Origin of the sequence: Enterococcus sp. DIV0691 (assembly GCF_051711145.1) — a bacterium.
In the GTDB taxonomy this organism is placed as follows: Bacteria; Bacillota; Bacilli; order Lactobacillales; family Enterococcaceae; genus Enterococcus_B; species Enterococcus_B hirae.
On sequence record NZ_JBIOLY010000001.1, the window covers coordinates 2,710,818 to 2,725,605 of the forward strand.

General features: G+C 37.4%; 12 protein-coding genes. 3 read left to right on the forward strand and 9 right to left on the reverse strand.

All coding sequences use genetic code 11. From position 1 onward, the window contains the following. Positions 1-25 precede the first annotated feature (25 nt). Entirely contained in the window at positions 26-1,000 is a 975-nt protein-coding gene (locus tag IGJ11_RS12415) for an L-lactate dehydrogenase (RefSeq protein WP_005875171.1), read from the forward strand. Positions 1,001-1,170: 170 nt separating this feature from the next. Further along, a complete protein-coding gene (locus IGJ11_RS12420; RefSeq protein ID WP_010720585.1) occupies positions 1,171-2,577 on the forward strand; it encodes a L,D-transpeptidase family protein in 1,407 nt (468 codons plus the stop codon). Positions 2,578-3,496: 919 nt separating this feature from the next. Here IGJ11_RS12420 and IGJ11_RS12425 read toward each other — a convergent pair. After that, complete coding sequence (locus IGJ11_RS12425) at positions 3,497-4,003, reverse strand: VanZ family protein (RefSeq protein ID WP_010720587.1); 507 nt, start codon at positions 4,001-4,003, stop codon at positions 3,497-3,499. 118 nt (positions 4,004-4,121) lie between these two features. Between IGJ11_RS12425 and IGJ11_RS12430 the strand changes: the two genes are divergently transcribed. After that, positions 4,122-5,924, forward strand: coding sequence for a M3 family oligoendopeptidase (locus IGJ11_RS12430; RefSeq protein WP_081128914.1), 1,803 nt, complete (start codon positions 4,122-4,124; stop codon positions 5,922-5,924). Positions 5,925-6,387: 463 nt separating this feature from the next. Here IGJ11_RS12430 and IGJ11_RS12435 read toward each other — a convergent pair whose 3' ends face one another. The 8 genes from IGJ11_RS12435 to IGJ11_RS12470 all read right to left on the reverse strand — a co-directional run bounded on the left by IGJ11_RS12435 (position 6,388) and on the right by IGJ11_RS12470 (position 14,788). Beyond that, positions 6,388-7,950, reverse strand: coding sequence for a C40 family peptidase (locus tag IGJ11_RS12435; RefSeq protein ID WP_161652234.1), 1,563 nt, complete (start codon positions 7,948-7,950; stop codon positions 6,388-6,390). A 217-nt stretch (positions 7,951-8,167) separates the two neighbouring features. Further along, positions 8,168-8,677, reverse strand: a complete 510-nt coding sequence (gene mreD, locus IGJ11_RS12440) for a rod shape-determining protein MreD (RefSeq protein WP_010737284.1) — start codon at positions 8,675-8,677, stop codon at positions 8,168-8,170. 3 nt (positions 8,678-8,680) lie between these two features. Next, positions 8,681-9,535, reverse strand: a complete 855-nt coding sequence (mreC, locus tag IGJ11_RS12445; RefSeq protein ID WP_010720591.1) for a rod shape-determining protein MreC — start codon at positions 9,533-9,535, stop codon at positions 8,681-8,683. Positions 9,536-9,690: 155 nt separating this feature from the next. Next, positions 9,691-10,326 carry a thiamine diphosphokinase gene (locus IGJ11_RS12450; protein WP_207426781.1) on the reverse strand — a complete coding sequence of 212 codons (636 nt, stop codon included), beginning with the start codon at positions 10,324-10,326 and terminating at the stop codon, positions 9,691-9,693. Beyond that, on the reverse strand, positions 10,327-10,977 hold the full coding sequence (rpe, locus tag IGJ11_RS12455; RefSeq protein ID WP_010720593.1) for a ribulose-phosphate 3-epimerase: 651 nt from the start codon (positions 10,975-10,977) through the stop codon (positions 10,327-10,329). A gap of 12 nt (positions 10,978-10,989) precedes the next feature. After that, complete coding sequence (gene rsgA, locus IGJ11_RS12460; protein WP_207433425.1) at positions 10,990-11,889, reverse strand: ribosome small subunit-dependent GTPase A; 900 nt, start codon at positions 11,887-11,889, stop codon at positions 10,990-10,992. 128 nt (positions 11,890-12,017) lie between these two features. Beyond that, positions 12,018-14,051: a Stk1 family PASTA domain-containing Ser/Thr kinase gene (gene pknB / locus IGJ11_RS12465; RefSeq protein WP_251849754.1), complete on the reverse strand. Its 2,034-nt coding sequence runs from the start codon at positions 14,049-14,051 to the stop codon at positions 12,018-12,020. Continuing rightward, positions 14,048-14,788 carry a Stp1/IreP family PP2C-type Ser/Thr phosphatase gene (locus IGJ11_RS12470; RefSeq protein ID WP_010720596.1) on the reverse strand — a complete coding sequence of 247 codons (741 nt, stop codon included), beginning with the start codon at positions 14,786-14,788 and terminating at the stop codon, positions 14,048-14,050. Before IGJ11_RS12470 ends, pknB begins: the two co-directional genes overlap by 4 nt.

The following is a 14,788-nucleotide window of genomic DNA, read 5'->3' on the forward strand; positions in this document are numbered from 1 at the left end:
AAATCAATGGAAGGATTGATATATAATGACTGCAGCTGCAGAAAAAAAAGATCATCAAAAAGTAATTCTTGTTGGAGATGGCGCCGTAGGTTCTAGCTATGCCTTTGCTCTAGTTACTCAAAACATTGCACAAGAAGTAGGTATCGTAGATATCAACACAGCAAAAACTGAAGGAGATGCTATTGATTTATCACATGCTCTAGCATTTACTTCACCTAAAAAAATCTACTCTGCTACTTATGCAGATGCACATGATGCTGACTTAGTAGTTATCACTGCTGGTGCACCACAAAAACCAGGTGAAACTCGTTTAGACTTAGTAAATAAAAACTTAAAAATCAACCGCGATGTAGTAACACAAATTGTTGAATCAGGATTCAATGGTATTTTCTTAGTTGCTGCTAACCCAGTAGATATTTTAACTTACTCAACTTGGAAATTCTCAGGCTTCCCTAAAGAACGCGTAATCGGTTCAGGTACTTCACTTGACTCAGCTCGCTTCCGTCAAGCACTTGCAGAATTAGTTGATGTTGATGCACGTAACGTCCATGCTTATATCTTAGGTGAACACGGTGACTCAGAATTTCCTGTTTGGTCACATGCTAACGTTGCTGGTTTACAAATTTATGAATGGGTTAAAAACAATCCAGACGTTGATGAAGAAGCAATGGTTAACTTATTCTTTGGTGTACGTGATGCTGCTTACACAATCATTGAAAAGAAAGGCGCTACTTTCTATGGTATCGCTGTAGCCTTAGCACGTATCACTCGTGCCATCTTAGATGATGAAAATGCTGTACTTCCACTATCTGTATTTATGAATGGTGAATACGGCTTGAACGATATCTACATTGGTGCCCCTGCAGTAATCAACCGTCAAGGTATCCAAAAAGTTATCGAAATCCCTCTAAGTGACAGCGAACAAGATCGTATGGCTGCTTCAGCTAAACAATTAAAAGAAATCTTAGATGAAGCTTTTTCTAAATTAGACGCTGAATAATTAGAACAAATTTAACCACTTAATCAAGCAGAATGTCAGCATTCTGCTTGTTTTTTTTACTTAACGATCGTTAAATTTTTGCTAAATCATTTGTCCCTTTCGTCTTTTTTCTCAAAATATGCTATGATTAGTTCGTTATACGCTAAACTATCAAATAAGGAGCTGCCCGCATGACAAGATCTTCTCATCATAAAAAATCGAAATCGCTACACATTGGTCTATTAACTACGCTAGGCGTATTCCTCGCATTAATCGGCTTTTACGCTTACCGCAGTACATATTACACCAATCATTTTTTACCTAACACGGAAATTAATTCCATCAATGTAAGTAACCTGACCGTGCAACAGGCAAATGACAAATTAAAAGACACCTTTTCCAATAAAAAGCTGACGATTGAAGAAAATGGGAAAGTTTGGGAAGAGATCGCAAAATCTGAGCTTGGTTATAAAGATGACTTTTCAGCAGATTTATCTCGATTGTTAAACCAACAAAATGCTTGGTCATGGGGCATGAACTATGTTTCCGCTAGTGAAAAACAAGAAATTGATCCACAAGATACTGATCATCAAAAACTAGATGAAACGCTGGCTTCCACGACGAATAAGCTAACCGAATTAAATAAAGATCGGACACAGACACAAGATGCGACGATTGAAAAATCTGGTGACTCTTTCAAAATAAAACCAGAAGTAACTGGCGATACGATTGATGTGACAGCAGCTATCAACGCGCTGAAAACCAGTGTGAAGGATGGCAAAAACAAAATTGATTTAACTAAATTTCAAACAAAACCAAAAGTGACAGCGACCGATAAAAATTTAACAAAACAAGTCGATGAAATGAATGCCATTGCTAATATCAAAGGAACCTATAGTATCAACGGCAATACTTTCCAGATACCTCGTTCTGAAATTGCTAACTGGCTAACTTACACAGATGGTAAAGTTGATTTAGATACAACACAAGTTAAAAACTATGTAACAGGTTTAGGAGAAAAATATAACACGAGTACGAATGACACGAAATTTAAAAGTACAAAACGTGGTGAAGTAACGGTTCCTGTGGGTACCTATAGTTGGTCAATCAAAACTGATGCAGAAACAGAAGCTTTAAAGTCAGCCATTTTGGCAGGTAAAGACTTTACCCGATCACCAATTGTTCAAGGTGCCACAACAGCTGATCATCCTTTAATAGAAGATACCTATATCGAAGTTGATTTAAAAAACCAGCATATGTGGTATTACAAAGATGGTAAAGTTGCGCTAGAAACTGACATCGTGTCTGGAAAACCTAAAACCCCTACTCCAGCTGGTGTTTTCTATGTTTGGAACAAAGAGGAAAATGCTACATTAAAAGGAACGAATGATGATGGAACCCCTTATGCAAGTCCTGTAAACTACTGGATGCCAGTTGACTGGACCGGTGTTGGTATCCATGATTCCGACTGGCAACCTGAATATGGTGGCGATCTTTGGAAAACTCGTGGATCTCATGGATGTGTCAATACGCCGCCAAGTGTCATGAAAGAATTGTTTGGCATGGTAGAAAAAGGTACACCAGTAATCATTTTCTGATAGCTTCAATAAAAAATGAATTCGTAAAAAAACTGGTTTCTCAACAAAGTTTATCTTCAACTTTAGAGAGACCAGTTTTTTTACGTCTATCACTATCAAAGGGGGAATAAAATGGACGATAAGTTACAAGCTAAAAAAACTTATTATCAACAGTTTCTTGATTACACTGAGCAACAGATCTTAGAATTATCCGCCAGTATCGCAGACTAGCAAAAACTACTCGTCAAACCAGAGAATAATGAATTTGAACAAAAGATTTTAGTCAAAAAACTAGCTAGTGACAAGAGAAAAATGCAATCATTTTTAAATGGTAAGGGCCTCCTCTGTTCAATCCTTCAGCAACTGGATAATATTCATACTACGATCGCGAATCAAGATCAAAATAATTCGCTATGGAATAGGTTTTTTCGCTCATCATCAAATGAGTTGGCTAATCACCAGAAATTATTACATACATATGAACTTCTGTTTGAAGAAATAATGAAAGGATTATACAGCGATACACAAAAGGCGTCACCGTATAAAAAACTAGTGCCCAAAGAGAGGTACAGATAATGATTCAAGGATAAAATCAACTACTCCTAAAATAAATTCCAATCCAATCTATCAATAAATAAACAACAGCTGGCTTTGAACCACAAGTTCTATTTTATAAAAATGAATCACAAGTATACTACGAAATGAAGGGACTGGGACAAAAGTTGTCTCAGTTTCTTCTAGTATCTCAAAAAACGAATAAACGGTGAGACAAAAGTAGCATCTTCGGAAATAAGCCGAAATTTACCAAAAATTTGAGAAGCAATTTTCGGAAATTCCTTCTTATTTCTTGATGCTGAACACTTTTGTCTCAACCTCTTCATACTCAATTTTAATTACTTCTATAACTCATTTTTTCATGTACACTAATTGATACTTCTACCTAAAATTTTTTTCTCACAAAACCAACGATCAAGCATAAGACAATCGCTGTCAATGCCCCCATTGAATCGAGCATGACATCTTGGAAAGACGGTGTTCGATCCCCTGTAAGCATCTGATGAAATTCATCTAACCCAGCATAACCGGTCGCCGATAACCAAGCTAAGACACTTGTTAACCACCAGATTTTCATTTTAGGAAAGACCCCTAAAAACAAACTACCACCTAAAATAAAATAAGACCCAAAATGAGCACCTTTTCGTAAGAAAAATTCAACGAATTTACCATAACCTAAATGATCTACACTCACTACACCATCGCCATAAGTAAAACGAATATTATCAAATACTTGTTTAAACGGATGATTGGGAAACCACTCTTCGATCCTGGAGACTTGGGATTGTTGTCCGTAAGTTTGCGATGAACTGTAAAATAAGAGAGCCATGATGAGTACTGCAATAACTAAATAAAAGTTGCCATTTTTCATTTGTTTTTTTATTGAATTCATAAGTCACCTCTGCCATTTATAATAGCTCTTTTTTTGCGAAACAACAAACTTTTCTTAGAGACTTAAATAAGAAAATAATGCTATACTAATTGTATTATAAATTGAAGGGAGCTTTTTCATGACATATTCACTAAATTGGGATCTTGATTCAATTTTTTCAGGTGGAAGTGATTCCCCAGCCTTAAATGAACGCTTAGAACAATTAGAAAAACAAATCAATACCTATTATCAATCCGTTAATCAATGGGATCATTCAATCAGTACAAATGATGAACTTACGACACTGATCAAACAACAAGAAACAATTACAGAAGGTTTTTCTCAATGTAATAGTTATATTACGGCTTTGTTATCTGCGAATGTCAAAGATACCCAAGCAAAGCTTTTATCAGGAAAATTATATGCATTATTACCACGTTGGCAATCAGCCGATACGATTTTATCGAAAAAATTTGCAGAAATATCTGACAATAATTGGCAAACATTGCTCCAAACAGATGAATTTTCTTTGATTGCTTTTCGTATGAATGAGATTCGCAGAGACGGTCATCGTTTATTGTCCGAAGCAGAAGAAAACATCATCAATACACTCTCATTAGACGGGCTGAATGCGTGGAGCAGTCATTACGACACAATTGTGGGAACAATCGTGATTCCATTTGAAGAAAATGGCAAGGTAACTGACTTGTCAGCAGGTCAAGCCTTCAATAAAATGATGGGTGATCCAGATCCACTCGTACGTGAAAAGTTATTTATTGCCTGGGAAAAAGCTTGGCAAGAAAAAACGTCTTTACTATCGGACACATTAAATCACTTAGATGGTTTCCGTTTATCAACCTATAAACTACATGGTATGAACGACTATTTACAAAAACCATTAGAATACAATCGTTTGAAAAAAGAAACACTTGATGTGATGTGGGCAACTATCCAAAAAAATAAACAACCGTTAGTTGATTACTTAACAAGAAAAGCCAATCTTTTCGGTAAAGAAAAAATGGAGTGGCAAGATCAAGATGCACCAATTATTTTAGGAGATCTAAAGGAAAAGACGTTTACCTTTGACGAAGCTGCCTCTTTTATCATTGAGAATTTCCAAAAATTCAGTCCCAAAATGGCAACCTTTGCACAATCTGCATTTGAAAAAAGTTGGATTGAAGCAGAGGATCGTCCGGGAAAACGACCTGGCGGGTATTGTACTGAGCTGCCAGAAACCCAAGAATCCAGAATTTTTATGACCTATAGTAACTCAGTCAATGAAGTAGCTACGCTAGCCCACGAATTAGGTCATGCCTTTCATAGTAGTGTCATGTGGGATCTGCCAGCATTGAACCGTGATTACGCAATGAATGTTGCAGAAACTGCTAGCACGTTTGCTGAATTGATTGTCGCTGATGCTACCTTAAAAGCAGCCAAAACGAAAGAAGAAAAAATCAATTTATTAGATACTAAATTACAAAATGCTTTGGCCATGTTTATGAATATCCATTCTCGTTTCATTTTCGAAAATCGTTTCTATTCTGCGCGACAAGAAGGACTTGTTTCAGAAGAAGAAATCACTCAAATGATGGTTGAAGCTCAAAAAGAAGGTTATCATGATGCCTTAGCTACTTACCACCCACACTTCTGGGCAGCTAAATTACATTTCTTTATTGATGATGTTCCTTTTTATAACTTCCCTTACACGTTTGGCTATTTGTTTAGTTTAGGTATTTATGCTTATGCAAACAAAAAAGGGACAAGTTTTGAGCAAGAATACATTGAGTTATTAAGAGATACAGCTTCAATGACGACCGAAGAACTTGCTCAAAAACATTTAGGTGTTGACTTAACGAAACCAGATTTCTGGCAAGCTGGCATCGATATGGTTTTAGAGGATATCAATAGTTTCATGACACTTTCTGAAGAATATGTACATTAATTGATCAAGCTAAATCATTACTAGATAAAATGATCGATTCATAAACAGTAAAAATAGCAGTTTTTTCATTCATTGGAAATCCTATTTTGACTAATAAGTCCAAATGAGCTAGAAAGAATAGCGGTTGGTTTACACCAACCTCCTTCACTCTAGCTCATTTATTTTGGTTGCTTCGTCTCTCATTCCAAACATCCATGATCATTTTTTGTGAAAATCACCAATGTCTTCTATTATTTTATAGCTACATATAAACTTCATTCTTTACTCACTGATTGCATTACAGACTAAAAAAAGACACGTTGTCAAAGGATATTGGTAAAAAGAAATCTTAGAATCATAGGATGTCATTTTTATACTTTTTAAACCATAAAAAAGATGTTGGTGAATTTCACCAACATCAAAAAGAATAGAGCCACAAAAAAATGAACAGGAAGATTTCTCCTCCTGTTCATTCTATTTATTATTACATACTTACTGCAAAATCAGGTGTGTACCATTGAACTGAACCAACTTTAACATTTTCACCTGGTTGAGGTGCATGGATATATTGTCCGCCACCTAATGAAATAGCTACGTGATAAGTTCCGCCAGCAGAACCCCAGAATAACAAGTCTCCAGCTTTTGCTTGAGAAACTGGAATTTTTGTTCCAGCTGATTCTTGAGGTACTGTCCAACCACCGATGTCACGGCCAGTTACTTGTAAATATACATAGCGTGTAAATCCAGAACAGTCAAAGCCACTTGGATCTTTACCACCCCATACATATGGAGTACCAATATATTTGTAAGCTTCTGCTACAATCGCAGCGCCGTTCACACTACCAGAAGGATTTGGTGCTGGTGTTGGAGCAGGCGTTGGTGTAGGTGTTGGAGCTGGTGTTACAGTATTATTGTTATTGTTGTTATTTGTTGTACTGTTATTAGTGCTATTATTAGTGCTGTTATTAGTACTATTGTTTGTATTATTATTTACATTTGTATTAGAGCTGCTTGAACTGCTTTCTGTATTCGCAGGTGTTGACTCTTGTGTAGAAGATTCAGGAACTGTTGATTCTTCTGTTGAAGATGATTCAGTAGAAGAAGAGCCAGTTGATGAATTTTCTGTTGTTGTAGAAGATTCAGTAGATGTTGATTCTTCTGTTGTTGAAGACTCAGGAGCTTTTGATTCTTCACTTGAAGATTGTGCAGCTGATGAGCTTTCTGTTGTAGTTGATGCTGATGATGAAGCTTGTGTTTGTGCAGCTTGTGCAGCAGCTTGTTCACGTGCTTCTTTTTCAGCTTTTTCTTGAGCTGCTTGTTGACGAGCTTGTTCTGCTAAGCGAGCTTGTTCACGGATACGTGCTTGCTCTGCTTCAGCTTCAGCTTTCTTACGGTTCAAGTCAGCTTTCTTATCTTCTGCTGTTGCTTGTTCAGCAGCCAATGAAGTTTTCAAGACATTTAAGTCAGCTTGTTTTGCTAATAAATCGCCTTTTTGTGACTCTAAAGCAGCTTGGTTGTCAGCAAGTTCTTTTTGTTTTGCTTCATTTTCAGCTTTTTTCGCTTCTACTGCTTGTTTGTCTTCTTTTTGTTGTTGTACTAAGTCTTGGTTTGCTTTAACGATTGTAGACATTGCTTGGATACGACCAACAGCATCTGCTAATGAATCTGCATTTAACACAGCGTCAATATAGTTTGAACTAGTATTTTTTACTTGTGTTTCACGTGCTTGTTTTTGGATTGTTGCTTCACGTTTTTCAATACGTTCTTGTAAATCTTTGATTTCTTGTTTTAATTGAGCAGATTCTTTACGCAATGTATCTTGTTTAGTTAATAAATCTTGCGCTTTTGTGTTAATAGCAGAAACTTGACCTTCTAATGCTTCAATTTGTGATTGTGCACTTGCTTGTTGGTTTTGTAAGTCTGCAATTTTTTTGTCTTGTTGTTGTATCTGAGAATCAAAATCGTCCGCCGCGGCAGCGATCGGTGATCCTACGGCAGTTAAAGCGATTGAACTTAGCATTACCGCTGATAATAAACTCTTTTTCACTCTTCATTCCTCCGACTGGCTTAATTTAATAAATATCTAAATATATTTAAGTCTTTCTTAACGATATAAAAATTGTACCATAGCAGTATGTCAACGATATAATAGTTATGTTACAAAAACATTTCAAAATAAAATCTTAAAATGACAAACATGTAAGTTTCAATGATTATTCACAAAATATGACATTTATTTCAGAAATCAGTACAAAAAAAAGAAATTATTCATCACTGAATAATTTCTTGAATGGAAAAACAAAAACTGCGAATAGAATCATCGTTAATAATAAAGTTGGCCCAAGATATCTAGTAATAAAGTAAGTGTTATTTACAGATACTAATTTGAAAATCAATTGTACAGCTAAAGTGAACAACTCATACCCCGTAACAAAAATAATCATACTAAAAAATTCTGTAAAGATATTAAAGTGGATATAAGAACTCATCGAATACATAATAAAGACCATCAGTGGTAATGCCACCGCATAGATCCCGATTACACCGATATAGTAGGTATCAAAGATTGCTCCAAGGACGACCGTTGTAATCAATAAATACCTTTTAGGAAATTTCATACTGCAAAACAGCAAAGCCAAAATGAGAAAATGGGCACTAGCCATGTATTGCCCATTTGACCACTCGACAAACATTCTAGTCAAATGCCCATCGATCAACATCAATAAGAACAATACAACTGGCAAGTAATATTTCATTGTATCTTTTTTCAGCATAGGTTAATCCTCCACCAGTCGTTGCACGATCGTCACAACTGGCAGATCATACATTCCAGCGTAAGGCTTCACATATACTTCACGATCCAAGCCATAACTATCTGGTTTGGTCTTGATGACTGTTCCGATCGGCAGATCTGCTGGTGAGTTCCCACCTAAGCCAGAAGTTTGAACGACGTCGCCTTCTTTGATATTCGTATCTCCAGTTAATTGTGTCACGACTAACGCTTGCAGTTTTTCGTCATAGTTTTTCAATAATCCAAACGCTTCTCCACTAGAAGAAGATACCCGAACTGGGAAATGATTCGAACTTTCATTTGACGAAGTCAGCAGCTCGATCTTAGAAGAAGTGCGATTGACTTCAACTACTCGACCAATTAATCCTTTTTGTGCCATTACCGCCATGTTCACTTCAATGCCATCTTTTGATCCTTTATCAACGATCAACATATCTTGCCAAGTATCTGGTGAGCGTGTAATCACATTCGCCGTTACTTTTTCATAGTTAGTCAATGTTTGATTTAAGTTAAGTTCTTTCTTTAATGCTTCGATTTCTTTTTGGTCATTTTTATTTTTTAATGCTAATTCATCATAACTATCGATTTTCTCTTTTAATCGCTCATTTTCAGAATAAGTCGTGAAAAGATTATGGACTGAATCCACTCCATTTTCGACCCATCTTACGGGCGCAGAGATTGCACGGTCAACAAATGAAACACTGTCATTGACAAAAGACTGGAAGAAATTAGGTTTTCCTTCATTCGCTCGTTGCGCGGCAGTCACACTTAAGATTGTCACCACAATGATAACAATGATTAAGGTAATAATAATATTTTTATTAGGATTGAACTTCTTCACAAAGACACCTCGAATTAATTAGACTCTTATGGTCAATTTTATCACTAATTGAGGCGAAACAAAAGGTATGACACCTCTCTTAAGCTTTTTTTTAGTAAATAATTTGACTTGTCATTTTTAACTATTTCTGTTGTATTTACTCGGTTAGAGCAAACTTAATCTTTACTTTGAATCACTGCGACCATCCCAGTTGAAAAGGAAAAATCAGCCGTATCTGAAACAAATTCATTGCTTGCATAAGAAGTTGCTTGGCTCACATCAGTTGTTTCCAGTTCATACTTGCTCTTTTGGATGGACAGCTCTGTTACAGGCGTCAAACAACAATAGGCCAAATAACGCATTTTATCTATTTTGGTAATCACATGTTTGCCAGGTAAATAGTAGGTGACATGATTTTGACGATCCCAAATAATGATCTTTTGAGCATGTGGTTTAAATCTTGGTTCTAACGGTAGCCAAAGGTTAGCAAGCAGGTGATCCAATCGACCACCAGTTGCGCCAATGATCGTGATTGTTGCTTCTGGATATCGTTCAATGGCTTGACACAACCCCAACTGCGTATCTGTATCATCTTTTTCTGCTGGTGCTTGGATCAGTTCATTCGTTGCTTGTTCAACTTGTTTTTTTTCATCTACCGATAACGAATCAAAGTCACCGATTGCTAAATCCAAGGGGAAATTGTTTTGAAGAAGATACCATGCACCACGATCAATGCCTACATAACAGTCATAACTGTTTTGTAGTTCTGGCCAATTTTCAGGAGAACCTCCTGCCACTAATAAAACCTGCATTTATTTCAATGCCTCTTTTAACTGGTTGATTTGACCCACTGGATCTTCTGAGTTATAGATATAAGAACCGGCAACGAAAACATCTGCTCCAGCTTTTTGACAAATTTGTGCGGTTTCAGGAACGATACCGCCATCTACTTCAATGGAATAATGCCAATTATTTTGCTCGCGTAATTCTGATAATTCAGCAATTTTCTCTACCGTTTCTTCAATGAAACTTTGTCCGCCAAATCCTGGGTTAACAGTCATCACTAAGACCTGATCTGCTATCGGTAAAACATGTTTGATCATCGTTATAGGTGTTCCTGGATTAATCACGACTCCTGATTTCACGCCTAGATCTTTCATCATTTGCAATGCTCGATGAATGTGTGGAGTGGCTTCCACATGCACCGTGATGATATCTGCTCCAGCCTTCGCAAACGCCGGAATATATTTTTCCGGGTCAACAATCATCAAATGCACGTCTAGTGGTAACTTAGTAATTGGTCGAATAGCTTGTACGATATTGGGACCAAATGTAATATTTGGAACAAATTGTCCATCCATTACATCTACATGGATGTAATCTGCCCCTCCTTTTTCTACTAGTTCGATGTCTCTTTGTAAATTAGAAAAATCTGCGCTTAAGATAGATGGTGCTATTTTCATTAATGCTTCCTCCTATTTTCGTTTACCTTCTTTTTTAGAATAGATTGGTTTTCGATTTTCGACTTCCTGTAAAAATTGCAAATAGTTCTCATAACGTGTTTGGGCAATCTTACCTGTTTCGACCTGGCGTTTCACCTCGCACCCAGGCTCTTTAGCATGCATGCATTCTCTAAAACGGCAATGGTTCGATGCACTGACAAATTCAGGAAATTGTTTTGGTAATTCAGTCGTTTCGATCGTCAAAAAATCGATCGAGCTGAATCCTGGTGTATCTGCTACTAAACCATCATACAATGGGAGTAATTCCACATGTCTAGTTGTATGTCTCCCACGTCCTAAAGAATCAGAGATTTCCCCCGTTTCTAAGTTTAGATCAGGCGAAATTTGGTTTAAGAGTGTAGATTTTCCAGCACCAGATTGGCCCATAAAAACGGTCAATCGTTCTGGGAAGTAACGAATTAATTCTGCAGTATCTCCAGGATATTTCGGAACAATCACTGGATAACCGATCGTTTCATACGTTTGCTTGATCTCATCGATTTGCTGTTCGTTTGAAGCAAGATCTGTTTTTGTCAAAAATATGACAGGTTCAATGGATTCATATTCTAAAGTCACTAGAAAGCGATCCAATAAATTATAAGAAAAATTTGGTTCTACCAAGCTTGTAACTACGACACCTAAATCGACATTTGCTACCGGTGGACGCACCAGTTGATTTTTACGAGGCATCACTTCTAACAAATAACCGTCCGTCTTGTTTTCGCTTTCAAATAGTACTTGGTCACCCACTAACGGAGTGATTTTTCGATTACGAAAGTTTCCTCGTCCTCTCGTTTGATAGGTCTCACCGTCTGAGTGTACATAATAAAACCCACTAATTGCTTTTCTGATTTGTCCTTTGATGTATGCCACCTCCAGTTTTCCTTATTTTACCACAGGAAAGAAAAATCATGTGGCGTTCCTGACAAGAAACTTAGCGAAACTCAATAAAAAATAGCAGAGCACGTTTAGAAACGCTCTGCTATTTTTTATTGTTATTACTATTTGGATGAAGACGACGTGCTTTCTTCTTTAGACGTAGTAGTACTTGAACTTTCTTTGCTGCTTGACGATTCTTTGGTTGAACTTGATGATTCTTCTGATTCTTTGGTTGGTTCTGGTCCTTTTGAATAAATGACATTGACGATCGTTCCTGGAGTGATCGATGCCCCCACGCCAGGAGCTGTTCGGATCACTTTATCTTTTTCTACGGTATCAGAATATTCATAAGACTCATGTCCGATGTATTCTGCGCCAATACTTGATAAATAACTTTGTGCATCACTTTTCGTATAGCCTGAAATATCATTTAATGTTTTCGCATTTGGTCCTTGACTAACGACAAAACTGATATAGCTATTTTCAGTCAATGGTTCACCGTAACTAGGTAATTGGCTAATGATTGAACCAGCTGGAACCGTATCGCTGTAATCATACGTCTCACTGATCCTTTTATAACCATTTGAGCTCAATATCCCACGAACGGTGTCATAATTTTGACCAGTATAATCCCCCATCGTTGGTTGCGCACCTTGGCTCACAACAAATGTGATCTTATCTGTCGTTGGATCGACTTCCGTTCCTTCTTCATCCGACTGGGAAATGATTCGTCCATTTTCTACTTCATCACTGAACTCGTCTTTTTTCTCGATACTATCAGCTGGAAAACCAAGCTTCTTCAATCGGCTACTTACTTCGTCAAAATTCATCCCAGTATAATCATCTAACTTGACTTTTTTCTTACCTGTGCTGACGTAAAGGGTAACTTCACGGTTTTGTTTCACTGTAGTTCCCGCTGCTGGGTCCGTTTTGACAACGTCTCCTTCTTCGATTTGTTCATCAGGGATCTCTTCGGTTTTTGTTGCTACTTCTAATTTAGCTTTTGCTAAAGTATCTCTGGCAGACGCTTCTGATAATCCCGAAACGTCAGGAATTTCGACTTCTCCACGACCTCCAGAAGCAAAAAAGACGGCTGTTCCGATTCCTAATAAGGCTAAGATCACCAATAAAATAATCCACCATTTTTTATGCTTTTTACTCTTTGGATCAGGAACTGTCTCTTCTGCCATCACAGGAGTTTCTTCTGATTTTTCTTTAGGTAATGGCATGGATTTAAATGACTCTGGCATTGGTGTATCTTCTTCTAATGGTGTGATCACTTGAGTTTCTTTGGTCATTGCTTGTGGCACCCATTTGGCTTCATTTGCCCGAGCAGGAGACAGCGCTGTTGCTAAGTCTTCTGACATTTCTTCTGCTGTTTTATATCGATCTGCCGGTTCTTTTGCAGTAGCTTTCAATACCACATTTTCTAAAGCTTGCGGCGTTGTTGGGTCTAGATCCTTGATTGAAGGTAACTCATCTTGGAAATGCTTCAAGGCAATCGTTACTGCAGACTCACCATCAAAAGGAACACTGCCAGTTAATAATTCGTAAAGAATGATCCCTAAGGCATAGATATCTGATTGTTTCGTAGCCATACTTCCTCTAGCTTGTTCAGGAGATAAGTAATGGACAGAGCCTAACATCGTATTCGTTTGTGTGATCGATGTTTCAGATAATGCGATTGCTATACCAAAATCAGTGATTTTGACCACGCCCTCATTATCGATCAAGACATTTTGTGGTTTCAAATCACGATGAATGATTTGGTGCGTATGTGCTAAAGAAATAGCTGATAAAATTTGTTGCATAATATTGACTGCTGTATCATAAGGAACAGGATAATGGGTTTGAATATAGCGTTTCAGGTCCATTCCTTTTACATATTCCATCACGAGATACTGCATGTTGTCTTCTTCTCCAACATCATACACACTAACAATATTAGGATGAACTAGTTCAGTCGCAGCTAGTGCTTCTCGTTGGAATCGTCTAATTGCCGTTTGATCATTTTGGAAATCGAATCGTAACACTTTGACTGCGACATCACGATCTAAAATAAGGTCATGGGCTAGAAAAACATTTGCCATGCCCCCACTACCAATATTTCCAGTGATTTGATAACGACCATTCAACTTTTTGCCTAACTCAATCATGCTACGTCCTCCTTGTATTCGATCAGAAGAACGGTAATATTATCTGCTCCGCCTGCTTCATTTGCACGTTCGATTAATTCTGTTACCTTGTCGAACAAAGCCCCTTCTTGATTGATAATCGTTCCAATCGTTTCTTCAGATAACATGTTCGTTAACCCATCCGAACACAACAACAAACGATCTTTTAATTGCCAAATATAAGTCGATACATCGACTTCTACAGATCCTGGCATTCCTACAGAACGAGTTAAAATATTTTTTCGTGGGTGGTTCGCTGCCATTTCTTCACTGATTTCTCCAGATTTTACTAGTTCATTCACTAAAGAATGATCTTCTGTCAGTTGAATGATTTTATCTTCACGGATCAAGTAGGCACGGCTATCCCCCACATGAGCAATAGTAAACTGATCTTCTGATAAAGCTGCTGCTACGATCGTCGTTCCCATCCCATTGTATTCTGGTTGCTCTTGGCCACGTTGATAAATACGAGTATTTTCTTCTTGGATCGTTTGGATGAACCATTGCGCTACTTTTTCGTCATCACTTAAACTTAGATTTTCCCAAGCAGTTCCTAAGTTTGTCACTGCCATCTGGCTCGCGATATCACCTGCACGATGACCGCCCATTCCATCTGCCAATACTGCTAGTTTAATTCCAGCTTGATTCGTAAAAACACTCGCATAGTCTTGATTTGTATTACGTCGTCTTCCTACATCTGATTGATATTCAATCTGCAT